Annotated in this window: 23 protein-coding genes and 1 tRNA gene; 21 read left to right on the top strand and 3 right to left on the bottom strand. The window is 42.6% G+C overall.

What is annotated here, in order from left to right; all coding sequences use genetic code 11:
* Window positions 1–58 precede the first annotated feature (58 nt).
* Window positions 59–337 (bottom strand): YlmC/YmxH family sporulation protein, encoded by a 279-nt coding sequence (locus KNL20_RS16270; RefSeq protein WP_230397630.1) that lies wholly within the window; start codon window positions 335–337, stop codon window positions 59–61.
* Window positions 338–472: 135 nt separating this feature from the next.
* Here KNL20_RS16270 and nrdR point away from each other — a divergent pair, with 135 nt between their 5' ends.
* From nrdR to KNL20_RS10000, 13 genes are all read left to right on the top strand, one after another.
* Window positions 473–922 (top strand): transcriptional regulator NrdR, encoded by a 450-nt coding sequence (nrdR, locus tag KNL20_RS10060; RefSeq protein WP_230397629.1) that lies wholly within the window; start codon window positions 473–475, stop codon window positions 920–922.
* Window positions 923–1,024: 102 nt separating this feature from the next.
* Window positions 1,025–2,053 carry an ABC transporter substrate-binding protein gene (locus KNL20_RS10055; protein WP_230397628.1) on the top strand — a complete coding sequence of 343 codons (1,029 nt, stop codon included), beginning with the start codon at window positions 1,025–1,027 and terminating at the stop codon, window positions 2,051–2,053.
* A gap of 69 nt (window positions 2,054–2,122) precedes the next feature.
* The gene (locus KNL20_RS10050) at window positions 2,123–3,040 is read left to right on the top strand and encodes an ABC transporter permease (protein ID WP_230397627.1); all 918 of its coding nucleotides are present in this window, start codon (window positions 2,123–2,125) and stop codon (window positions 3,038–3,040) included.
* Window positions 3,040–3,834, top strand: a complete 795-nt coding sequence (locus tag KNL20_RS10045; RefSeq protein WP_230397626.1) for an ABC transporter ATP-binding protein — start codon at window positions 3,040–3,042, stop codon at window positions 3,832–3,834. The genes KNL20_RS10050 and KNL20_RS10045 overlap by 1 nt, the downstream gene beginning before the upstream one ends.
* 130 nt (window positions 3,835–3,964) lie before the next feature.
* Window positions 3,965–5,182 carry an aminotransferase class I/II-fold pyridoxal phosphate-dependent enzyme gene (locus KNL20_RS10040; protein WP_230397625.1) on the top strand — a complete coding sequence of 406 codons (1,218 nt, stop codon included), beginning with the start codon at window positions 3,965–3,967 and terminating at the stop codon, window positions 5,180–5,182.
* A gap of 15 nt (window positions 5,183–5,197) precedes the next feature.
* Entirely contained in the window at window positions 5,198–5,548 is a 351-nt protein-coding gene (locus tag KNL20_RS10035; protein ID WP_230397624.1) for an ArsR/SmtB family transcription factor, read from the top strand.
* A gap of 21 nt (window positions 5,549–5,569) precedes the next feature.
* Window positions 5,570–6,931 carry a citrate/2-methylcitrate synthase gene (locus KNL20_RS10030; RefSeq protein WP_230397623.1) on the top strand — a complete coding sequence of 454 codons (1,362 nt, stop codon included), beginning with the start codon at window positions 5,570–5,572 and terminating at the stop codon, window positions 6,929–6,931.
* A 26-nt stretch (window positions 6,932–6,957) separates the two neighbouring features.
* Window positions 6,958–7,467: a YqeG family HAD IIIA-type phosphatase gene (locus tag KNL20_RS10025; protein WP_230400087.1), complete on the top strand. Its 510-nt coding sequence runs from the start codon at window positions 6,958–6,960 to the stop codon at window positions 7,465–7,467.
* An 87-nt stretch (window positions 7,468–7,554) separates the two neighbouring features.
* A complete protein-coding gene (gene efp, locus KNL20_RS10020) occupies window positions 7,555–8,112 on the top strand; it encodes an elongation factor P (protein WP_230397622.1) in 558 nt (185 codons plus the stop codon).
* 320 nt (window positions 8,113–8,432) lie between these two features.
* Complete coding sequence (locus KNL20_RS10015) at window positions 8,433–9,302, top strand: PRD domain-containing protein (protein ID WP_230397621.1); 870 nt, start codon at window positions 8,433–8,435, stop codon at window positions 9,300–9,302.
* 44 nt (window positions 9,303–9,346) lie between these two features.
* Window positions 9,347–10,879 (top strand): PTS transporter subunit EIIC, encoded by a 1,533-nt coding sequence (locus KNL20_RS10010; RefSeq protein ID WP_230397620.1) that lies wholly within the window; start codon window positions 9,347–9,349, stop codon window positions 10,877–10,879.
* Between the two features lie 29 nt (window positions 10,880–10,908).
* The gene (locus KNL20_RS10005; RefSeq protein ID WP_230397619.1) at window positions 10,909–11,214 is read left to right on the top strand and encodes a PTS sugar transporter subunit IIA; all 306 of its coding nucleotides are present in this window, start codon (window positions 10,909–10,911) and stop codon (window positions 11,212–11,214) included.
* A 15-nt stretch (window positions 11,215–11,229) separates the two neighbouring features.
* Window positions 11,230–12,696, top strand: coding sequence for a glycoside hydrolase family 1 protein (locus KNL20_RS10000; RefSeq protein WP_230397618.1), 1,467 nt, complete (start codon window positions 11,230–11,232; stop codon window positions 12,694–12,696).
* Between the two features lie 13 nt (window positions 12,697–12,709).
* Here KNL20_RS10000 and KNL20_RS09995 read toward each other — a convergent pair whose 3' ends face one another.
* Window positions 12,710–13,621 carry a DUF5688 family protein gene (locus KNL20_RS09995; RefSeq protein ID WP_230397617.1) on the bottom strand — a complete coding sequence of 304 codons (912 nt, stop codon included), beginning with the start codon at window positions 13,619–13,621 and terminating at the stop codon, window positions 12,710–12,712.
* A gap of 266 nt (window positions 13,622–13,887) precedes the next feature.
* Here KNL20_RS09995 and KNL20_RS09990 point away from each other — a divergent pair, with 266 nt between their 5' ends.
* The 8 genes from KNL20_RS09990 (at window position 13,888) to KNL20_RS09955 (ending at window position 20,997) form a co-directional block, all read left to right on the top strand.
* Window positions 13,888–14,130 (top strand): histidine phosphatase family protein, encoded by a 243-nt coding sequence (locus tag KNL20_RS09990; RefSeq protein WP_230397616.1) that lies wholly within the window; start codon window positions 13,888–13,890, stop codon window positions 14,128–14,130.
* A 129-nt stretch (window positions 14,131–14,259) separates the two neighbouring features.
* A tRNA-Arg gene (locus tag KNL20_RS09985) sits at window positions 14,260–14,332 on the top strand.
* A 93-nt stretch (window positions 14,333–14,425) separates the two neighbouring features.
* Window positions 14,426–15,154, top strand: coding sequence for a hypothetical protein (locus tag KNL20_RS09980; RefSeq protein ID WP_230397615.1), 729 nt, complete (start codon window positions 14,426–14,428; stop codon window positions 15,152–15,154).
* 28 nt (window positions 15,155–15,182) lie between these two features.
* Complete coding sequence (locus KNL20_RS09975) at window positions 15,183–15,947, top strand: pseudouridine synthase (protein WP_329957458.1); 765 nt, start codon at window positions 15,183–15,185, stop codon at window positions 15,945–15,947.
* A 19-nt stretch (window positions 15,948–15,966) separates the two neighbouring features.
* Complete coding sequence (gene ligA, locus KNL20_RS09970) at window positions 15,967–17,922, top strand: NAD-dependent DNA ligase LigA (protein ID WP_230397614.1); 1,956 nt, start codon at window positions 15,967–15,969, stop codon at window positions 17,920–17,922.
* Between the two features lie 110 nt (window positions 17,923–18,032).
* Window positions 18,033–19,550, top strand: coding sequence for a cardiolipin synthase (gene cls, locus KNL20_RS09965; RefSeq protein ID WP_230400085.1), 1,518 nt, complete (start codon window positions 18,033–18,035; stop codon window positions 19,548–19,550).
* A gap of 25 nt (window positions 19,551–19,575) precedes the next feature.
* Window positions 19,576–20,496, top strand: coding sequence for a homoserine O-acetyltransferase MetA (metA, locus tag KNL20_RS09960; RefSeq protein WP_230397613.1), 921 nt, complete (start codon window positions 19,576–19,578; stop codon window positions 20,494–20,496).
* A gap of 231 nt (window positions 20,497–20,727) precedes the next feature.
* Entirely contained in the window at window positions 20,728–20,997 is a 270-nt protein-coding gene (locus KNL20_RS09955; RefSeq protein WP_230397612.1) for a hypothetical protein, read from the top strand.
* A 10-nt stretch (window positions 20,998–21,007) separates the two neighbouring features.
* On the opposite strand, the gene KNL20_RS09950 is transcribed toward KNL20_RS09955, so the two are convergent.
* Window positions 21,008–21,226: a helix-turn-helix domain-containing protein gene (locus KNL20_RS09950; RefSeq protein WP_230397611.1), complete on the bottom strand. Its 219-nt coding sequence runs from the start codon at window positions 21,224–21,226 to the stop codon at window positions 21,008–21,010.
* Window positions 21,227–21,793: the final 567 nt, after the last annotated feature.

Genomic DNA, 21,793 nt, shown 5'->3' with positions numbered 1-21,793 from the left:
GATACTGAGGGCAGATTTATAATCTGCCCTCAGTTATTGTGTAAAGCTAAGTAATCCGTCAGCAGGGCCGTGGAGGCGGTGGAGGCGGTGGTGGAGGCGGTGGCTTCTTAGGGAGTTTTACCAGTATAATGTCATCGCCTATCTGGCAGATGCAGTCCCAGGGAATGACAAGATCTTTCTCCCTGCCGAAAAATCCGTAGAATTTACCGGGGCCGGGGATGATGAGTGCGATAATAACCCCTGTATCGGAATTGAATTCAATATCGATGGGGCATCCCAATGATCTGCAGTCACATATATTAATTACTTCCTTTTGTCTCAGGTCAATAAGACGCATGTCAGAGATCCCTTTTTTATCAGTATATGTTGACAGCAAAACCCTTAGACCTTATACTGAATATCATTGAAGAGTGGGTAGGATATTATTATCAGATATTTCAAGCGTATGGGAAAGCGAGGTAGGAATACAGACATGAGGTGTCCGTTTTGCAATCAGGATAATACAAGAGTAGTGGATTCGCGGCCAGTTGAGGAAAGCAATGCAATCCGGCGCCGCCGCATGTGTGATGGCTGTGGAAAGCGTTTTACCACGTATGAAAAGATAGATACGATACCTTTGATTGTGATTAAGAAAGATCAGAACAGAGAGCAGTACGATCGCCAGAAGATCGAAGCGGGAGTTTTGCGCGCCTGCCATAAGAGGCCGATTGCGGTTCAGCAGATTAAGGAATTGGTAGATTCTGTGGAAACAGAGATTTTTAATATGGAAGAGCGTGAGATACCAAGTACAGTCATAGGTGAACTTGTGATGAACAGGCTGAAAGATCTGGATGCTGTTGCTTACGTGAGATTTGCATCTATTTATCGGGAGTTTAAGGATGTGAATACATTCATGGATGAACTAAAGAAGATGCTTAAGTAAGCAAAGATATTGACGAACTCCTTTTTTTAATGTTATAATACGAACATTAAAGTTATAATACGTTGGTGAGATAAAGCGACAGCGTAATCAGGGAGGACAGATATGAAAATAAATAAGTATTTAGCGTTTGCCTTAACCATGGCGATGACAGCCGGTATGGCGGCTTGCGGCAGTAATGCGGCATCCGGCAGTAACTCGGAATCGGATGAGGGAAAGCCCGCATCCGTAAGTAAGTCTTCTGAAAGTGAGCTTTCGGGTTCCGATAAAGTTTACAAAATAGGGGTGCTGCAGTATATGCCTCATGATGCACTCGATGCGGCAAATGAAGGATTCTTCAGGGCTTTAGATGATCTTGGCATCAAATATGATAAAGATGATCAGAATGCGGGCGGTGAGCAAAGTGCATGCCAGACGATTGCGGAGACACTTGTGAATGACGGAAAAGATTTGATATTTGCAATAGCGACACCGGCAGCACAGGCAGTAGCGGGTGTGACTTCTGATATTCCGGTCGTAGTGACAGCGGTAACCGATCCTGCTGATGCGGGTCTTGTTGCATCGAATGATGCACCTGGTGGAAATGTTACCGGGACATCTGACCTGACACCGGTTGCAGAGCAGATTGCTCTTGTAAAAAAGATTAATCCGGATGCTAAAAAGGTAGGCTTCTTATATTGTTCGGCGGAAGCAAATTCAGAATTCCAAATAGGTCTTGCGAAGGAAGCATGTAAAAAGGAAGGTCTGGAATACGACGACTATTCAATTTCAAATACCAATGAAATTCAGACGGTAGTTGAATCGGCAGTAGGAAAAGTAGATGTACTGTATTCCCCTACGGATAATATGGTGGCAAATGCAATGTCAACTGTATCAATGGTTGCCAATGAGAATAAAATCCCCGTAATTGTTGGTGAGCAGGGGATGTGTGACAATGGCGGTCTGATTACTTACGGAATCAATTACAGTGAATTAGGATATAAAGCAGGCCAGATGGCTGCGAAGATTTTAACAGGCGAATCCAAACCCGCAGATATGCCGATTGAATATCTGAGCGAAGAGCAGTGCAAACTTCAGATTAATGAAGAGACAGAGGCAGCACTTGGATTAGATTTATCAGCTCTGAAAAACTAAGATAAAGAGTTTCCTGTCAGGGGTCGTTGGTAAAACGGCCCCTGTTGGGATATAAGGAGGAATTAATCGATGAATGGTTTATTGCTGTCTGTGCAGGGAGCAATTTCACAGGGAGTACTTTGGGGAATTTTGGTACTTGGGGTTTATATTACGTTCCGCATTCTGGATGTGGCAGATTTGACGGTTGACGGAAGCTTTGCCACAGGTGCGTGCGTCTGTGGTGCATTAATTGTAAACGGAGGGTGGAATCCGGTTCTAGCTACACTTGTGGCAGTTCTGGCCGGTGCATTGGCCGGTGCACTTACGGGTGTGCTGCATGCGATTTTCGAGATACCGGCCATTCTGGCAGGTATACTTTCCCAGCTGGCATTGTACTCCATTAACTTAAGGATTATGGGCAGCAAGCCCAATATTCCCATGCCCAATTCAGAGTCCATATTCACCTGGCTGGTGAAGATAACCGGATGGAAGCAGTCTATGGTATCACTGCTTGTAGGAGTGGTGATAGCAGTAATTGTGATTCTTATTCTGTATTGGTTCTTTGGAACGGAGATAGGTGCAACACTGCGGGCAACCGGAAATAATGAGGATATGGTGCGGGCTTTGGGAGTCAGTACAAAGCAGGCCAAGATTCTGGGGCTTACTATCTCAAATGCACTTGTTGGGCTTTCAGGAGCCCTGGTGTGCCAAAGTCAGAAATATGCAGATGTCAGTGCTGGGATCGGTGCTATCGTCATTGGACTGGCAGCGATTGTTATCGGAGAGATTCTCTTAGGGATGCTTCGTTCCTTTGGAGGTAAGCTCATATCGGTGATCATAGGCTCTGTAGTGTATTTTATCATCCGTGCTCTGGTACTTCGCATGGGAATGAATGCAAATGATATGAAACTGATTTCCGCCGTTATTGTTATCCTCGCTTTGTCGGTTCCGGTACTGTGGGAAAAGTGGAAAATCAGACATGCCTACTCGGAAGGAGGCATACGGTAATGTTAATAATCAGCAACGTAGAGAAAACCTTTAATAAAGGAACAATCAATGAAAAAAAAGCGTTGACAAACCTTAATTTGACCTTGAATAATGGGGATTTTGTGACTGTAATCGGGGGGAATGGTGCCGGGAAATCCACCATGCTGAATATGATTGCAGGAGTATATCCGATTGATCGGGGGAAAATCATACTCAATGGCGAGAACATATCCAGATGGGCGGAACACAAACGGGCTAAGTTTTTGGGACGAGTATTCCAGGATCCTATGAAAGGTACAGCGGCCAACATGGAAATTGAGGAAAATTTGGCGATGGCGTACCGCAGGGGGAAGATACGAAGTCTTAGATGGGGGCTCGGTAAAGGTGAACGGGCACGGTATGAAGAGGCATTAAAAGAGCTGGATCTGGGACTGGAAAGCAGGATGAACAGTAAGGTTGGCCTGCTTTCCGGAGGTCAGCGCCAGGCACTGACCTTACTGATGGCAACTTTGCGGAAACCGGAGCTTTTGCTTTTAGATGAGCATACGGCTGCCCTGGATCCCAAAACGGCCGCCAAAGTACTCGGGCTCACGGAGAAAATCATAGCTGAGAACCAGTTGACCTCGATTATGATCACACATAATATGAAGGATGCAATTCGGTATGGAAACCGGCTCGTCATGATGCATGAAGGGCGTATCATCTACGATGTGTCCGGTGAAGAAAAGAAACAGTTGAAGGTAGCGGACTTACTGCAAAAATTTGAACAGGCTTCGGGTGAGGAGTTTGCCAATGACCGCATGATGCTGTCCTAGGGCTATACTGGCAATTAACAAAACTTGCAATTTGCGGCGTAAGGTGATAAACTTAACAAAAATATTAAGATTGCCCTGCGTATTATGCATAGGTATTTAGCGAACGCTGTACGAGTGAGGAGTATACAGTATGAGAAGTTTTTCAAAATCATCAAAGCTGGAAAATGTATTATATGATGTAAGGGGACCGGTTGTGGAAGAAGCCAACCGCCTGGAGGAAGAGGGGAGACATATCCTGAAACTGAATATCGGAAATCCGGCTCCCTTTGGATTTTCAGCGCCTGAAGAAGTAATAAGAGATATGATGCAGAATGTAAGAAACAGTCAGGGCTATTCCGATTCCAGAGGAATCTTCGCAGCCAGGAAAGCAATTATGCAGTATTGCCAGATTAAGAATATTCCGAATGTTACACTGGACGGAATTTATACCGGAAATGGTGTCAGTGAACTGATTAATATGGCTATGCAGGCTCTGCTGGATAACGGAGACGAAATATTGATTCCATCTCCGGATTATCCCCTTTGGACAGCCTGCGCCACCTTGGCAGGCGGCAATCCAGTGCATTATATCTGTGATGAACAGTCTGAGTGGAACCCGGATATTGAAGATATTAAGAAAAAAATCACCTATAAGACAAAAGCTATAGTGATTATCAATCCAAATAATCCCACGGGAGCACTTTATCCGGCAGAGATTCTTGAACAGATTGTTCAGATTGCCAGAGAACATGAACTGATGATTTTTTCTGATGAGATCTATGACCGCCTTGTGATGGATGGACTGGAGCACACCTCCATTGCATCTTTGGCGCCGGACCTGTTCTGTGTTACATTCTCCGGGTTGTCCAAGTCTCATATGGTAGCCGGATTCCGCGTGGGCTGGATGGTCTTAAGCGGAAGTAAAAACAAGGGCAGAGATTATATTGAAGGCTTGAATATGCTGTCCAATATGCGCCTTTGCTCGAATGTTCCTGCACAAAGCATTATTCAGACTGCCCTATGGGGATATCAAAGTGTTAAGGAATATATTCAGCCGGGTGGCAGAATTTACGAGCAGAGAGAATACATCTATAATGCACTGAAGGACATTCCGGGCATTTCAGTAGTAAAGCCCAAGGCTGCGTTCTATATATTTCCCAAGCTGGATGTGGAAAAATTCAATATATTGAGTGATGAACAGTTTGCTTATGATTTCCTTAGAGAAAAACAGGTTTTAATTGTTCATGGTGGTGGTTTCAACTGGAAGGAGCCGGATCACTTCAGGATTGTCTATCTTCCGGATCAGAGAACGTTAAAGTCGGCAGCTGGAAAACTGGCCGGTTTTCTGGAAAATTATCATCAAAAATAGAGAGGATGGATTTGAATGGAGAAGCAGAAGACAGATATTTGCAATGGACATCATCATCATGAACATGTGGGAAAAGATGAGATCCCGGCTGACGAGGTGCTGTACCGGATGGCTGCTCTGTTCAAAACATTTGGGGATCCGACGAGAATACGGATTTTATCTGCCTTAAATCACCATGAGCTGTGTGTATGCGACATAGCAGAATGCCTCGGGATGACACAGAGTGCAATTTCCCACCAGTTACGGGTGCTTAAACAGATGGAACTTGTAAAGTTCCGTAAAGAGGGTAAAACTGTATTTTATTCTCTTTCGGATGACCATGTATATACGATACTCAATCAGGGACTGGACCATGTTAACGAATAAGATAAGAAAGGGGAATTATGTATGGCATTTAAAAACAAAGTAACGCATGAAATTGAAGAACTGACAACAATCTGTAAAGCAAATTCTCAAATCGACTTAAGCCTTTATGGAAAATATGATGTAAAAAGAGGCCTCCGTGATGTCAATGGTAATGGTGTTCTGGCCGGACTGACTGAGGTCTCGGAAATAGTCTCCTTCAAAGATGTCGATGGGGTCAAGACACCCTGTGAGGGTGAACTTTACTATCGCGGTATTAATGTGGAAGAACTGACGAGGGGCTTTCTGGATGAAAAAAGAATGGGATTTGAAGAGACAGCATACTTACTTTTGTTTGGAAATCTGCCCTCCGGTGCTGAATTAGAGCATTTCCAGAATATCCTGCGTGCACAGCAGTCATTGCCTAAGAATTTCGTACGTGATGTAATCATGAAGGCACCAAGCAGTGATATGATGAATACACTTTCACGAAGTGTACTGACTTTGTACGCATATGATCCTATGGCGGATGATATTTCCCTGTCTAACGTGCTGCGTCAATGTCTGACGCTGATTGCAGTATTCCCAATGCTCTCCGTGTATGGCTATCAGGCTTACAATCATTACATAAAAGGGAAGAGCCTTTACATACATCATCCGGATAAAAGGCTGTCAACAGCGGAGAATATCTTACGTATGCTTCGTCCGGATAAGTCATATACAGCGCTTGAAGCTACCATCCTTGATCTGGCACTGGTTCTTCATATGGAGCATGGCGGTGGTAATAACTCTACCTTTACTACTCATGTGGTTTCTTCTTCCGGAACCGATACATATTCTACAATTGCTGCTGCCCTGGGTTCTCTGAAGGGACCAAAGCATGGCGGTGCAAATATTAAAGTGGTCAATATGTTTGCGGATATGAAGAAGAACGTCCGTGATTGGGAAGACGATGAAGAAGTCAGCGCATATCTGCGGGCACTTCTTCACAAGGAGGCCTTTGATAAGCGTGGACTGATTTATGGTATGGGGCATGCGGTTTACTCCATTTCCGACCCAAGAGCCAACCTTTTCAAGTCTTTTGTCGCGCAGCTGGCAAAAGAAAAGAAAAGAGAAAAAGATTATAATCTGTATGCCAAAGTAGAACAGCTTGCTCCCCAGATTATCGGTGATGAGCGACATATCTACAAAGGCGTCAGTGCAAATGTTGATTTCTACAGCGGCTTTGTATATAGCATGCTGGATCTTCCCACTGAGCTTTTCACTCCTATGTTTGCAATTGCACGTATTGTCGGATGGAGTGCGCACCGTATGGAAGAATTAATAAATACGGATAAGATTATCCGTCCTGCGTATAAAGCAGTAAAAGAAAGAGAAACTTATGTTCCGCTGCATGAACGGAAATAGGAAGGAATACCATGAGGCAGAAAGGGTTGTTTCATAGCTTTTATCCGGATCAGTGGGTGGACTCTGCGTATGATATTGATTTTGAAACTCTGTACAGGGAAGGATTTCGGGGGTTGATTTTTGATATTGATAACACGCTTGTCCACCATGGCGCGCCGGCAGATGACAAGGCAGAGCAGTTATTTGCAAAATTACATCGGCTGGGATTTTCCTGCTGTCTGTTATCAAACAACCAGCTGCCCAGAGTGAAACCATTTGCAGATGTGGTGGGGGCCGGGTTTATTGAGAATGCTCATAAACCCTCTACCAGAAACTATCTGGAAGCCTGCAGCAGGATGAAGGTCGATGTCGCTCACACGGTTTTTATCGGTGATCAGCTTTTTACAGATGTTTACGGAGCTAAAAGATGTGGTATGCGCAATATTCTGGTAAAACCCATGAATCCAAAAGAGGAGTTTCAGATTGTTCTGAAGCGCAAACTTGAGCGGATTGTGTTGCATTTCTATACAAAGCATCTGGAAAAAGAGAAAAAATAGTTGAAAAATCTCAGAATTTATTATACTATATAAAATAGTCGTGTTGCGTCTTTGTCGCAGCACCATATGTTAAGGAGGAATATCGGGATGATTTCAGCAGGTGATTTTAAAAATGGTATTACACTTGAAGTTGATGGTAAAGTTGTTCAGATTGTTGAATTTCAACATGTAAAACCAGGAAAAGGCGCTGCGTTTGTCAGAACAAAATTAAAAGATGTAATTAATGGAGGATTTATAGAGAGAACTTTCCGTCCTACAGAGAAATTTCCACAGGCCCGGATTGAACGGGTGGATATGCAATATCTGTACACAGATGGAGATCTGTATAACTTTATGAATGTGGAAAACTATGATCAGATTGCACTGAATAAAGAGACCATCGGAGATTCACTGAAGTTTGTGAAAGAGAATGAGATGGTTAAGGTTTGCTCATACAATGGCAACGTGTTCGCCATTGATCCGCCGCTTTTTGTAGAACTCGCAATCACTGAGACAGAGCCTGGATTTAAGGGAGATACGGCACAGGGTGCCACCAAGCCTGCAACTGTGGAAACAGGTGCGCAGGTAAATGTTCCGCTGTTTCTTAACGAAGGCGATGTAATTAAAATTGATACACGTACAGGTGAATATCTGAGCCGTGTTTAAAGCCTGCAAAACAGGAAATAAAACAACTCTATGATATGAGCTGTATGATAAGCATTTGTACAAATGACACAAAAATAGTGTAGGATATTCATGACAAAATAATATTGAAATCTTTTAAGTTGTTTGGTATATTGTTCTAAGAACAAGGATTGTTACTGCTGGGGCAGGCAAAACCGATTATGGTTTTGTCTGCCCTTTTTGTTGTCCTTTTCTCTCACAAGGAGAAAATGTTCAAAAGGGTAAAAGTTTGAAAATCAGCTGATTATTGAAAGTGCGTATTGCGGGGAGGAATGCAAACAGAAACGTAAAGGAGGTATGTAATGGATGCAAAAATTGTAAGAGTTATCAATAATAATGTATTGATTATTCTGGACAAGGAAGGAAATGAAACTGTAGTAATGGGCAAAGGTATAGGGTTTCGTAAAAAGCCGGGAGAGCTTATTGCCTATGATCGTATTGAGAAAACGTTCGCATTGCGCCAAAAAGAGATAAACAACAAATTCCAGCAGTTAGTTACGGTCTTGCCGTCGGAACATATTGTTCTGAGTGAAAAGATTATCCGGATGGTCTATTCGGTCACAGGATGGAAGATGAATGATAATATTTATATTACTTTAACAGATCATATTTCTGGGGCAATCCGCCGCTATGAACAAAATATTGTGATAGAAAATGCGCTGCACTGGGATATCAGGCATCTATATCCGGAGGAGTATTTAATAGCAAAACGGGCTTTGGATATTATTGAGGATGAATGTAAGATCAGGTTTGCCGATGATGAAGCTTCTTACATCGCCTTGCATTTTGTCAATGCGAGAATCAATACGGATGAGAACATGGAACTGGTACATCAGGTAACAAAAATCATCCGGGAAATCACCAGTATCATTAAATATCACTTCCACATTGAGCAGAATCTGGAGTCGGAAGAAGATTATCAGTTGATTAATCAGATCCGTATACTGGCTTCACAAATTTTGCAATCCACGGATTGTGAAAACAAACATGAAGAATTATATCAGGTAATCAAGGAATATTACAGTGAAATCTATCCTTGTGCTGAAAAAATCAAAAAGTATTTATCTGATCAATATTCTTATGTAATTTCCGGCGAAGAAATGCTCTCCTTGGTATTGGGTATATCACAATTTTATTCCAGATATCAGGAGAGAAAAAACAAACATAATTAGTTTTTTATTTAAGAGCATAAAGGTATGGGAGGAAAGTAGAGAATATGGATAATAAGAAAATGGCAGAAGAAATTCTGAAAAAAATTGGTGGAAGACCCAATATTACCCAGGCATGGCATTGTTTTACCCGTCTGCGTTTTAACCTGGCGGATAATTCCAAGGCGGATATAAACCAATTAAAAAGTATCAATGGAGTTTTAAACGCACAGTTTCAAGGAGATCAGCTGCAGGTAATCGTCGGAAACAGTGCGGGCAGTATCTATCAGGAGCTGAAAGAATTGATTGGTGATACAGGCAGTCAGACAGCTGCAAAAAAAGAAAAAAAGCAGAATCCTGTGAATATTGTATTTGATACGATTTCGGGTATTTTCAATCCGATGATTGCTGCTATTACCGGTGCAGGATTATTAAAAGGTATTTTATCCCTGCTTATGTTTCTCGGTGTCATAAATGATCAGTCGACAGAATATCTGGTGTTGAACATGATATCGGATGCGACCTTTTATTTTCTGCCGTTTCTGCTAGCATTCTCGGCGGCCAGAAAGTTCAAAACAAATGAATATGTTGCTGTCAGTCTTGCCGGCATCCTAATGTATCCTGCATTTGCCGGCCTGGTCGGGACGGAAGAATCCATACGGTTTTTCTTTTTGAAAATACCGGTTCTTGACTACAGCGGTTCGGTGCTGCCGATTATTCTGGGTGTCCTGCTGCTTAGTTTTGTATACAGATTCATCGATAAATATATGCCTAAAATGCTGAGGTTAATCTTTACCCCATTGTTTTCGCTGATAGTAGTGGCACCGATTGTTCTGTTTATTGTAGCACCCATTGGCAATTATCTCGGCGGATATCTTGCAGAGTTCTTCAAATGGTTATTCGATGTTGCCGGTCCGGTTGCAGGATTGCTTATGGGCGGATTTATGCCATTTATAGTTATGGCCGGTATGCATTATGTGCTGTTTCCGGTTGCATTCGATTCCATCGGACGTCTGGGGTATGATATTATGCTCCTGCCGATGAATCTGGTCAATAATATGGCACAGTGTGCCGCCACCTTGGCGGTTGCGATTAAGACGAAAGACAAAGAATTAAAGTCGCTTGCATTTTCTTCAGCTCTTTCAGCAGTATTTGGGATTACCGAACCGGCTATGTACGGGATAACTTTAAAGCTTAAGAAACCTCTTTATGCGGCAATGATCGGCTCGGGTATCGGTGGTGCGATTTTCGGGTTTTTCACAGTAAAGATATTTACCTTTACCATACCGGGAATTACTTCACTGCCGTCTTATATCAACAGTGAATATCCATCGAACCTTATGTTCGCCTGCATAGGAGTGATTGTCAGCATGGTAGTTTCATTTGTGCTGACGATGCTGATTCCCTTTGAGTCAGACAGCGATGCAGCAGAAAAAGAAATTGACAGCCAAAATACAGAAGCAAAGCCGGTTTCAAGAGGTAAAATAGCTGTTTTGGCACCGTTATCCGGAAAATGCATTAAGCTCAGTGAGATGAAAGACGATGTTTTTGCAGACGAAGTTTTAGGTAAAGGTGTCGGCACATTCCTGATGAGGAAGTGATCATAGCTCCTTTTGATGGGGTAATATCCATGGTTGCAGACACCAGACATGCCCTGGGACTCATTTCAGAAACCGACGTGGATTTGCTGATTCATGTGGGAATCAATACAGTTGCCATGCAGGGGGATGGATTTGAAACATTTGTTAAAAGCGGTCAGCGTGTTCATAAAGGTCAGAAATTGATGAAATTTAATCTGGCATTAATCGGTGAAAAAGGATTCTGTGCTGACACTGCTGTAATTGTAACCAACAGTAATGATTTTAAAGATATTTTTTCTGACGGTGGCAGGATTGTAAGGGCTGCCGAAGATGAAATTATAAATATTATACAGTAATTAAGGAGGATAAACATGAATTTAACAGTAAAAAAAGGTTTTCCGGAGAACTTTCTATGGGGCGGTGCAACAGCAGCGAATCAGATAGAAGGTGCTTATGATGCAGATGGTAAAGGCATGTCAACATCAGATTATGCAGCTTATAAAGACCCTTATGCTACCGGCAAAGTTAATAATTTTACTTTTAATGTGGCTTCCAAAGAATTAGAAGAATATAAAGCAAATCCGGATCAATATCTTTTCCCAAAGAGATGGGGTATTAATTTCTATGAAAGATATAAAGAAGATATCGCTTTATTTGCAGAGATGGGCTTTAAGGTGTTCCGCCTGTCAATCTCCTGGGCAAGGATATTCCCGACCGGTCTGGAAGAGAAACCTAATGAAGCAGGATTGGCTTTCTACGACAAAGTATTTGATGAGTGTGCAAAGTATGGTATGGAGCCACTGGTAACCATGTCTCATTATGAGATGCCGATTACGCTCACAGAGAAATACAACGGTTGGATCAGCCGTGAACTGGTGCCTTTATTTGAGAAGTTTGCAAAGGTCATCCTGGAACGTTATAAAGAAAAGGTAAAATACTGGATCACATTTAACGAAATGAATATGAATCTGAATAGTCTTTATACGGGGGCAGGGGTACTTGAAGACCTGGTAGATAATAAATTACAGGCTGCTTATCAGGCTTCCCATCATCAGTTTCTGGCAAGCGCACTGGCAGTAAAGGCGGGAAGAGGAATTTGTCCTGAAGCTAAAATTGGCTGCATGATCAACCAGATTGAATCCTATGCCAGAACGACGAAACCAGAAGATCAGTTACAGGCATTAAAATCTAACCAGCTTAATATGTTTTACCCGGATGTTCAGGTACGGGGCGAATATCCTTCTTACATGAATCGCTATTTCAGTGATAACGGTATTGTTATTAATACAGAGGCGGAAGATGAGGCTATCTTAAAAGAAGGAAAAGTTGATTTTGTTGCTATCAGTTATTATATGTCGCATGTAACCGAAGCACGGGGAGATGCTATGAAACTGGCAGGAACCTTTGATAGCCCCATTAAGAATGAATACCTGCCAAAGTCACAGTGGGACTGGCCAATTGATCCGATCGGCCTTAGAATTTCTCTGATGAAGCTGTATGACCGTTATGGAATACCGGTGTTCGTGTGTGAAAATGGCCTGGGTGCGCATGATGAAATCAGTGAAGATGGAAAAATTCACGATGACTACAGGATTGATTATATTCGTAAGCATGTTATTCAGATGAAAGAAGCAATTAAGGATGGTGTAGAGCTGATGGGATACACGACCTGGGGCTGTATCGATCTTATCAGCTGCGGAACCTCACAGATGAGTAAGCGCTATGGATTTATCTATGTCGATCAGGATGATGAGGGCAAAGGAAGTCAGGATAGAATACGCAAAGACAGCTTTTACTGGTATAAAAAAGTAATCCATTCAAATGGTGAAGACCTGTAAATGATATTATGGATTAGTCCAACTGGATACGATCCTCACAGCGGCTATAATAATACACCCGGTTAGAAAGAACCTCTTGTGGTTCCAGCTGTGTTGCATTGATGTTTTTCACCATCTCTTCAAGTTCTTCTTTGGGTAAGGCCTGGGATTCCGGAATGAGAATACATTCGTGTATACTGCTGGGAAGTATAAAGAGATTTGACTGCAGATGTGCGGCTGTTTCGCGCAGTGCGCCCGGATACAACATGCATATGGCACCCAGGCAGCGGTTTTTGTTGGAAAGAAGATACATGGGAATCGGTGAGGCATCGGGAGGCGGGAGAATGCAGCCCTCCTCCGATGCTTCTTCCCCTAAAAGCTCACATAGCGCCTCCTCCATGCTCTGGAGATTGGGAGGAAGTTGATGAACTGTGTTTTCCCAGGCTGTTTCATGAAGGGCTTCGGGGGAAAGATTCCACTGGCTACAGTGTGAATTCGTAATCATAACGGTGGCATCTTTGAGGACTGAATCATCTACCTGATAATAGTAGGTGATGGCAAGATCCAGAAAACGTTTGTGAGGAATTTCCAAAAGGCGTCCGGTATTTAGTTCGTAATTTACAACCCGGCAATAAATGTTTTTCTGTGCAGCTTCAAAATTTTGGAATGCATGTATGGAAATATCAGCATTCCGGAGAATATCTTTCCTGTATTGATCGAGCAGATATCTGGCCAGATGGGGCAGCGGCACTCCCTGGGTGTAGCGGGTGTAATAACTGTCGAGATAAATTAACGGAGACATTGCATCGTGTTCGTGCCTGATACATAAAGCGTTCATAATTACCCCATTATTTTTTGGCAGCTGTTGTATAGAGACACTCATCCCTTCATCGGCGATCAATTGTACCTCATCAGCCAGCGCAGTCTGAAATTCTGTGTATGTCATGGATTCGTCCACCTTTCTTTTAATGTTAATAATATAAAGTATATGGGCATGTTATTCTAACTATCAGAAACACTTGCACAGACGGAATACGTGAATCTGATACAGCTAAAATCAGGGAAATAAAAACGATTTGAAGAAATGCAGCCTTAAGAACAGGCATAAGAAAAATTACTTGAATTAAGATATAGCTATATGATATTCGCTCCGCTGTCAAAAGTCAACCCTTTTTTACGGCAGGGCATAGCTGCGAAAAGTGATATAAAAAAATGATCGGACGTATTATGTCGGCATTTGATAAGATCGGCGCAGAAGCAGAGGAAAATGGCGGCGGAAATATCCTGGTAGTCGCACATGGAATGACCATTAATACATTACTTAAGGTGCTTGATCCGGAATATGTAACGAAGCCGGTGCCCAATGCTGCCGTGGCTAAGATTATTTATGCGGATGGACAATTTACAGTGGAGACTGTTAATGATGAAAGTTATATTGAGAAAGGTTCAAAATAACAGATAGCAAAATAGAGTCTGGGTCCTAAGCAAGCAAGTTGCACAGGCCAGGCTCTATTTTTCGCATGTTGATTATTGACAATATCAGGCAGCCATGATATGATAATAAAGCTGTATTTGATATGGCCTGCATCTGTAGCTCAGGGGATAGAGCAACGGTTTCCGGTACCGTGTGCCGGGGGTTCGAATCCCTCCAGATGCGTGTTAAGTAACCGGATAAATATTACATTTATCCGGCTTTTTCATAAAAAAATCAGTTACAACTAAAAAGCATAAGCAAAAGAGGAGCATCTTTATGTCGTTTAAAAATAAATTCAGAGAATGGCTTTCCGATAATTTAAGATATCTGCTGCTGGGTCTTGGTATTTTGATTGTAGTTGCAGCAATTTTTTTCGGTGTGTGGTTCCTTACCTCGGCGATGAATAAAGACAAAGAGACCGGAAGCAAAGAAACCAGTCAAAAAGAGAATATTCAGACGACTTCCGCGTCAGAAAAGGAGACGGATGCCGAAACCAGTTCCGGTTCCAATACAGACAAGGAAGAGCTATCCACGCTGGAAGCGAATGGAAACGCTGAACTCAGTGCCCTGATGAATCAATATTACACTGCGCTTGGCGGTAAGAATATAGATGTTCTTAAGTCACTGGTGGACAATCTTTCCGGGGAAGAGCAGACTTCTATTACGGCAGAACCGAACATCGAAGGCTATGAGGAGATTGTGTCCTATACATTCCCCGGTCAGGAGGATGGGACGTATGTCGTTATCGCGAGTTATAACACAAAATATAAAGATATTGAAACCAGGGCACCCGGTCTGAGCCAGATGTATGTTTATACCGATACCGATGGAAAACTGGTAATTGCGGCTGAGGTAAAGGATGAAACAATCAAGACCTATATGAACGATATTCAAAATCAGCCTGAGGTCAGACAGCTGATACAAAAGACGCAGGCGGACTATGAAGCCGCAAGAGCTTCAGATGCGAAACTGGATGCACTGATCAACAGTGTTACCGGAAGCTAACAGAATAAAGAGTTGACATGGAAAGGGGTTGTTCAGGCAGATATTCTGCATCAGCAGCCCCTATGATTTTCTGGCGGTGTATGATATGATTCGATTGAATAAATTTTTAAGTGACAGTGGGGTTTGTTCCCGCAGGGAAGGTGACCGTCTGATAGACGCCGGAAGAGTTACGGTGGATGGAATAGCTGCCTGCACAGGGATGCAGATTTCCCCGGATGCACAGGTTTTCGTGGACGGGATACGGGTGAATAAAAAGTCACCCAGGATATATCTGGCTTATCATAAGCCAAGAGGGATTGTATGTACCTTTGAGAAAAAAGAAAAAAGCAATCTCCTGACGGCATTCTCATATCCGGAACGAGTAACCTATGCAGGCAGGCTGGATAAGGAGTCAGAGGGACTGCTTATCCTTACAAATGATGGAGACATGATTAACCGGTTGATGAGAGCAAGGAATTATCATGAAAAAGAATATGTAGTGGAAGTAGACCGCAAGCTTAATCATAAGTTTCTGGAAGCAATGTCCCATGGAGTCTATTTGTCAGAACTGAATGTTAAGACGAGACCATGCAGGGTGTTCCAAAGTGGGCCTGAAGAGTTTCATATTGTATTAACACAGGGGCTTAACCGGCAAATCCGGCGCATGTGTGGGGAGCTGGGATATCAGGTAAAGCGCTTAAGACGGATTCGGATCATGAATATTCTTCTTGGCAATCTGAAACCGGGGGCCTGGAGAGAACTGACCCGGGAAGAACAGGAGCTTCTGGACAAAGGATTAAATTCTGACCGATAAGCATGAAAGAGGAAGATATATGAATAAGACGGATAGAATAAAAGAGCTGACAGCCAGACTGAATGAAGCCAGGAAGGCTTATTATGCCGAGGACAGAGAGATTCTAAGCGATCTGGAATATGACAGACTATACGATGAATTAGAGGGGCTGGAACTGGAGACAGGAGTGACTCTGGCCAATTCTCCGACACAGGAAGTGGGATACGAGGCGGTGGACGAGCTGCCCAAGGAAAGGCATGGAACGCCCATGCTTTCCCTGGATAAGACGAAAGATGCCGAAGCTCTGAGGTCGTTTATCGGCGGACAAAGGGTATTGCTTTCCTGGAAGATGGATGGACTTACCATAGTCCTTACCTACAGGGATGGAAACCTGTACAAAGCAGTTACACGGGGCAATGGTGTAATCGGTGAAGTTGTCACCAATAACGCAAGAGTGTTCCAGAATCTTCCTCTGCGTATTCCTTATCGTGGGGAACTGGTCTTACGTGGTGAAGCAGTTATCAGCTATTCTGATTTTGAGAAAATCAATAACGAAATTGAAAATGTAGATGCAAGATATAAAAATCCCAGAAATCTTTGCAGTGGCTCTGTACGCCAGCTTAATAATCTGATTACAGCCGGACGCCATGTAAAGTTCTTTGCTTTTACGCTGGTTCAGGCAGAGGGTGTGGATTTTGGAAATTCCAGATTAGTACAGATGAACTGGCTGAAGGAACAGGGATTTGAAACAGTGGAAGAGCGTATGGTGACTGCTGGTACCCTGGATGAGGCCATGGAATACTTTTCTTCGGAAATTGTGAAAAATGATTTGCCTTCTGACGGACTTGTAGCAGTTTATGACGATATCGCATATGGGGACAGTCTTGGAAGTACGACAAAGTTTCCGAGAAATGCATATGCATTTAAATGGGCAGATGAGGAAAAAATATCGACATTGCTGGAAATTGAATGGAGTCCGTCCAGAACCGGCTTGATTAATCCGGTGGCTATCTTTGCACCCGTGGAGCTTGAGGGAACGACGGTATCCAGGGCAAGTGTTCATAATGTGAGTATCATGAAGGAACTAAGACTTGGGATAGGTGATCAGGTTGAGGTGTATAAGGCGAACATGATTATCCCTCAAATTGCACGTAATCTTACAAAAAGTGGTAATATAGAGATTCCCCGGCACTGCCCTGCCTGTGGTGAGGAAACAAAACTCTCCTGCATGAACGATGTGGAGACACTTCTTTGCATTAATCCGGAATGTCCTGCAAAACAGATGAAAGCATTTACACTTTTTGCCAGCAGAGATGCTTTGAATATTGAGGGACTGTCTGAGGAAACGCTGAAGAAGTTTATGGCACATGGAATGCTCCGTGATTTCGGAGATATCTTTCAGCTGGATCGCTATCAGGAGGAGATTAAGGCCATGGATGGCTTTGGAGAAAAATCCTGGCAGAAGCTGTGGCAGGGGATTCAAAAAGCCCGGCATACGACGCTTCCCCGTCTGATATATGGGCTGGGAATACCCAACATCGGTGTTGCCAATGCCAGGATGATCTGCCGGGAATTTGGAGAAAATCTGGATGAGATACGAACTGCAGATATTGAACGGTTGAATCTGGTGGATGGGATAGGACTGGTGATTGCCCAAGGATTTGTGGATTACTTTAAAAATGAGGATAACAGAAAGAATCTGGACCGCCTTTTAGAGTATCTGGATTTTGAAGAAACTGCTATTTCCTCAGCGCAAATGCTTTCGGGGATGATTTTCGTCATTACCGGGAGTGTGGAGCATTTTGCAAACCGAAGTGAACTGAAGAACTTTATTGAAGCACAAGGCGGAAAAGTTACAGGCAGTGTAACCTCCAGAACAAACTATCTGATTAACAATGATACAGCATCTAATTCTTCAAAAAATCGTAAGGCTAAGGAGTTAAACATTCCTATACTTTCCGAGGAGGATTTTCTTAAGCTGACAAAAGTAGGGTAATTAATATGAAAATAATTGCAGAAAAAGGAGACAAAACAGAAAAAAAGAGAGGAAAACAGAAAGAGACAGACCGAGAAAAAGTCATCACTTTGCAGAAGGGAAAACGGGGAATGATACAAATCGTGTTCGGCAGAACAGGAGTTGTAATCCTGTTTCTGCTTCTGCAGGCACTTATTCTTCTGATTGGATTTGATTTACTGCGCCAATATATAGTTCTTGTGTTTGGTGGCTATGCGTTGTTTGGACTGCTTATAGCAATCATTATAATTAACAGAGAAGAAAATCCTGCATTTCAGATTTCCTGGCTGATCCCTGTCCTTTTGATTCCATTTTTTGGAGGACTCTTATACCTATTTGTGCAAAGCCAGTTCGGATATCGCGTACTTCATAAGCGAGTAGGCACTCTGGTTGAAGAAACCAGAACCTATAACGAGCAGGAGACATCTGTTGCCTGTGAGCTTGCAGAGAAGAATCCCAGTGAGGGAAGACTGGCCGGATACACATATGCTCAGGGAAATTATCCGGTTTTTCGTAATACGGGTGTGAAATATTTTCCTTTGGGGGAAGATAAGTTTGAGGAAATGCTGATTCAGCTTGAAAAGGCAGAGCACTTTATCTTTCTGGAATATTTTATCGTTGAGGAAGGATATATGTGGGGCCGTGTGCTGGAGGTTTTGCAAAGAAAGGTAAAGCAAGGGGTGGAGGTACGAATGATGTATGACGGTATGTGCTGCCTGATTCTGCTTCCTTACCACTACCCCAGACAGCTGGAGGCACTGGGAATAAAATGCAAGATGTTTGCACCAATTTACCCGATGCTTTCTACCATACAAAACAACAGGGATCATAGAAAAATATTAGTGATTGACGGCAAGGTGGCATTTACAGGGGGAGTAAATCTGGCTGATGAATATATTAATCGTAAGGTCAGATTCGGTCACTGGAAGGATACTGCCATTATGATAGAAGGTGAGGCAGTAAGAACCTTTACCCTGATGTTTCTTCAGATGTGGAATCTGGATGAGAAAAAAGAGGATTATGAAAGGTATCTGAATGTGGACGTAAAGAAGAGTATTTCTGCCGGATATGTGATCCCATATGGAGATAGTCCTGTGGATCATGAAACGCTGGCAGAGAATATCTATCTGGATATCATTAACAGGGCAGTCAATTATGTACATATCATGACTCCCTATCTGATTCTGGATCAGGAGCTTATCACAGCTTTGACCTTCGCTGCGAAGCGGGGAGTAGATGTGACCATAATTATGCCACATATTCCTGATAAGAAATATGCATTCGCCTTGGCGAAGACATATTACCCCACCCTGCTGCGTGCCGGCGTGAACATCTTTGAGTATACACCTGGCTTTGTTCATGCAAAGGTTTTTACCAGCGATGATGAACGTGCGGTGGTTGGGACTGTGAATCTGGACTATCGAAGTCTATATCTGCATTTCGAATGCGGTGTATATCTGTATCAGACTTCTGAAATTGCGGATATTGAAAGAGATATGCAGGAAACCTTGAAAAAGTGTCAGAGAGTTACCCTTGTGGACTGTAAGAAAGAGAAACTGCGGACAAAAATTTACGGACGAGTGCTGCGTCTGTTTGCACCTTTGATGTAATTGCAAAAAGAAATGGAGGGAATAAATGCCTATTAAAATTCAAAGCGACTTGCCGGCAAAGGAAATACTGGAAAAAGAAAATATATTTGTTATGGACGAAACTCGGGCTGTTCACCAGGACATTCGCCCCATTCGTATATTGATACTGAATCTGATGCCACTTAAAGAAGAGACAGAACTGCAGCTGCTGCGCTCCCTGTCTAATACGCCCCTTCAGGTGGATGTTTCATTCATCCATATGTCCAGCCACGAGTCAAAGAATACACAGGCCAGCCATCTGAATAAGTTTTATGAACACTTTGAGGATATCAGACAACGTTTCTTTGATGGCATGATTATTACAGGGGCACCTGTGGAACAGATGGAATTTGAAGAAGTGGATTACTGGAAAGAACTCACTGGAATTATGGATTGGACAGAGAAACATGTCACATCGACACTTTATCTGTGCTGGGCTGCACAGGCCAGCTTGTATCATTTCTATGGACTCCAAAAGAAGATGCTTGACGAGAAGCGGTTCGGGCTGTTCTGGCATAAGGTACAGAATAGAAAAGTTCCCCTTGTGAGGGGATTCGACGATATTTTTCTGGCGCCTCATTCCAGACATACAGAAGTGCCTATTGAGGATATACGTGCCTGTGAGGCTGTTACGATACTGGCAGAATCTGATGAGGCCGGATTCTATATGGGAATGGCGGATGAAGGCAGAAAAATCTTTGTCATGGGCCATCCGGAATATGACCGTATCACTCTGGATGGAGAATACAAGAGAGATAAGGAAAAGGGACTGGATATACAGATGCCCCAAAATTATTATCTGAATGATAATCCCGGAGTAAAGCCAAAGTTGATGTGGCGGTCACACGCCAATAACCTGTATACAAACTGGCTGAATTATTACGTTTATCAAACAACTCCCTATGATTTGGACGGTACGCCGTTTTAATGTTGACTAAGTATACAATTTACACTATAAAACCCTGGAGCTAATGCAGCTCTGGGTTTTTTTCTTATTTCTTTCTATTCTAATAAAATACCTCTATATAGTTGAATATATTTGATAAAACGAATATAATTTAAATGAGTAATATTAAGAATATTTCGAAAGAGTCCTTCATAAAATACAGAGGGATGTTTTGGAATATATGGAAATGGACATACAAAAGAGGAGGATAAGATGGGAAAAAAGCGAGAAAGACTTATAGGGGCGCTGCAAAAGATAGAAGATATAAATATTTACAGGATACTCAAGAGAAGTTTCGAGATACTGGATGAATGTGTGGATCCATGGAATCTGACTATCTGGTATAACCGGATGGAGGCGGAGATAGAGTTATTATGGGAGCTCAGGCAGCTGGAAACAGAGCTCTACGGGCGATTAAAGGGGACACTGGAAGACTATTTCAGAATCTTTTTGATACAGCTGCAGAAGGAAGAGAATTTATAAGAAATTGTTCTTATAATCTCTGATCCTGATCTGATGGAATATATTCCACAACATCCTGTATCCGGCAGTTTAAAATTCTGCATAAATCATTTAAAGTCTTTGTGGTTACAACTTCATTTTGCTTCAGGCGATGAAGGGTACTGGAAGAAATCCTGTGCCGCTTTGTCAGCGTATACCACGATTCAGCAGACTGTTCCAATGTATTCCAAAAAGGATCATAACTAATCATACATACACCCCATTCATATATAATATTGAATTCTAGGATAAGATATATTTTATTCATTGAATACATTCGATATTGTGAATATGACAAAAAAGAGAATTAAACGATATAAGATATTAAAGTACGGCATGTTTTTGCAAAGAGCAAAAACATGCCTTTGTTAAGTGTTGAGTTCTTTTTACGTTTGTGATAATATGATACCAGGGTCAAAAGGTCATGCGTTTCATGCTTGCATGAAAAAGCATGAATTTGGGACCCGCAAAACATGAGAAAGGAACCCGAATAGGGCGGATTTCGAATGTTTTTAGGATTGCGGGAGCACAAAGTGCGTAGCAATCCGTAGGTATCATAAGGTAGGTCAAAAGGTCATGCGTTTCATGCTTGCATGAAAAAGCATGAATTTGGGACCCGCAAAACATGAGAAAGGAGCCCGAATAGGGCGGATTTCGAATGTTTTTAGGATTGCGGGAGCACAAAGTGCGTAGCAATCCGTAGGTATCATAAGGTAAGTCAAAAGGTCATGCGTTTCATGCTTGCATGAAAAAGCATGAATTTGGGACCCGCAAAACA

It is taken from the genome of Novisyntrophococcus fermenticellae (assembly GCF_018866245.1).
In the GTDB taxonomy this organism is placed as follows: Bacteria; Bacillota; Clostridia; order Lachnospirales; family Lachnospiraceae; genus Novisyntrophococcus; species Novisyntrophococcus fermenticellae.
This window is presented reverse-complemented; position numbering and strand designations above follow the sequence as displayed.

Bases quoted from the DNA above. Each gene is read 5' to 3' on its own strand.
- KNL20_RS10040 (WP_230397625.1), top strand. From the start codon at position 3,965: ATGAGAAGTTTTTCAAAATCATCAAAGCTGGAAAATGTATTATATGAT.
- efp (WP_230397622.1), top strand. From the start codon at position 7,555: ATGATTTCAGCAGGTGATTTTAAAAATGGTATTACACTTGAAGTTGAT.
- KNL20_RS09990 (WP_230397616.1), top strand. From the start codon at position 13,888: ATGATCGGACGTATTATGTCGGCATTTGATAAGATCGGCGCAGAAGCA.
- KNL20_RS16270 (WP_230397630.1), bottom strand. From the start codon at position 337: ATGCGTCTTATTGACCTGAGACAAAAGGAAGTAATTAATATATGTGAC.
- KNL20_RS10015 (WP_230397621.1), top strand. From the start codon at position 8,433: ATGGATGCAAAAATTGTAAGAGTTATCAATAATAATGTATTGATTATT.
- nrdR (WP_230397629.1), top strand. From the start codon at position 473: ATGAGGTGTCCGTTTTGCAATCAGGATAATACAAGAGTAGTGGATTCG.
- KNL20_RS09950 (WP_230397611.1), bottom strand. From the start codon at position 21,226: ATGATTAGTTATGATCCTTTTTGGAATACATTGGAACAGTCTGCTGAA.
- cls (WP_230400085.1), top strand. From the start codon at position 18,033: ATGATACAAATCGTGTTCGGCAGAACAGGAGTTGTAATCCTGTTTCTG.
- KNL20_RS09980 (WP_230397615.1), top strand. From the start codon at position 14,426: ATGTCGTTTAAAAATAAATTCAGAGAATGGCTTTCCGATAATTTAAGA.
- KNL20_RS10045 (WP_230397626.1), top strand. From the start codon at position 3,040: ATGTTAATAATCAGCAACGTAGAGAAAACCTTTAATAAAGGAACAATC.
- KNL20_RS10050 (WP_230397627.1), top strand. From the start codon at position 2,123: ATGAATGGTTTATTGCTGTCTGTGCAGGGAGCAATTTCACAGGGAGTA.
- KNL20_RS10005 (WP_230397619.1), top strand. From the start codon at position 10,909: ATGGTTGCAGACACCAGACATGCCCTGGGACTCATTTCAGAAACCGAC.
- KNL20_RS10030 (WP_230397623.1), top strand. From the start codon at position 5,570: ATGGCATTTAAAAACAAAGTAACGCATGAAATTGAAGAACTGACAACA.
- KNL20_RS09995 (WP_230397617.1), bottom strand. From the start codon at position 13,621: ATGACATACACAGAATTTCAGACTGCGCTGGCTGATGAGGTACAATTG.
- ligA (WP_230397614.1), top strand. From the start codon at position 15,967: ATGAATAAGACGGATAGAATAAAAGAGCTGACAGCCAGACTGAATGAA.
- KNL20_RS09955 (WP_230397612.1), top strand. From the start codon at position 20,728: ATGGGAAAAAAGCGAGAAAGACTTATAGGGGCGCTGCAAAAGATAGAA.
- KNL20_RS10000 (WP_230397618.1), top strand. From the start codon at position 11,230: ATGAATTTAACAGTAAAAAAAGGTTTTCCGGAGAACTTTCTATGGGGC.
- KNL20_RS10010 (WP_230397620.1), top strand. From the start codon at position 9,347: ATGGATAATAAGAAAATGGCAGAAGAAATTCTGAAAAAAATTGGTGGA.
- metA (WP_230397613.1), top strand. From the start codon at position 19,576: ATGCCTATTAAAATTCAAAGCGACTTGCCGGCAAAGGAAATACTGGAA.
- KNL20_RS10055 (WP_230397628.1), top strand. From the start codon at position 1,025: ATGAAAATAAATAAGTATTTAGCGTTTGCCTTAACCATGGCGATGACA.
- KNL20_RS10035 (WP_230397624.1), top strand. From the start codon at position 5,198: ATGGAGAAGCAGAAGACAGATATTTGCAATGGACATCATCATCATGAA.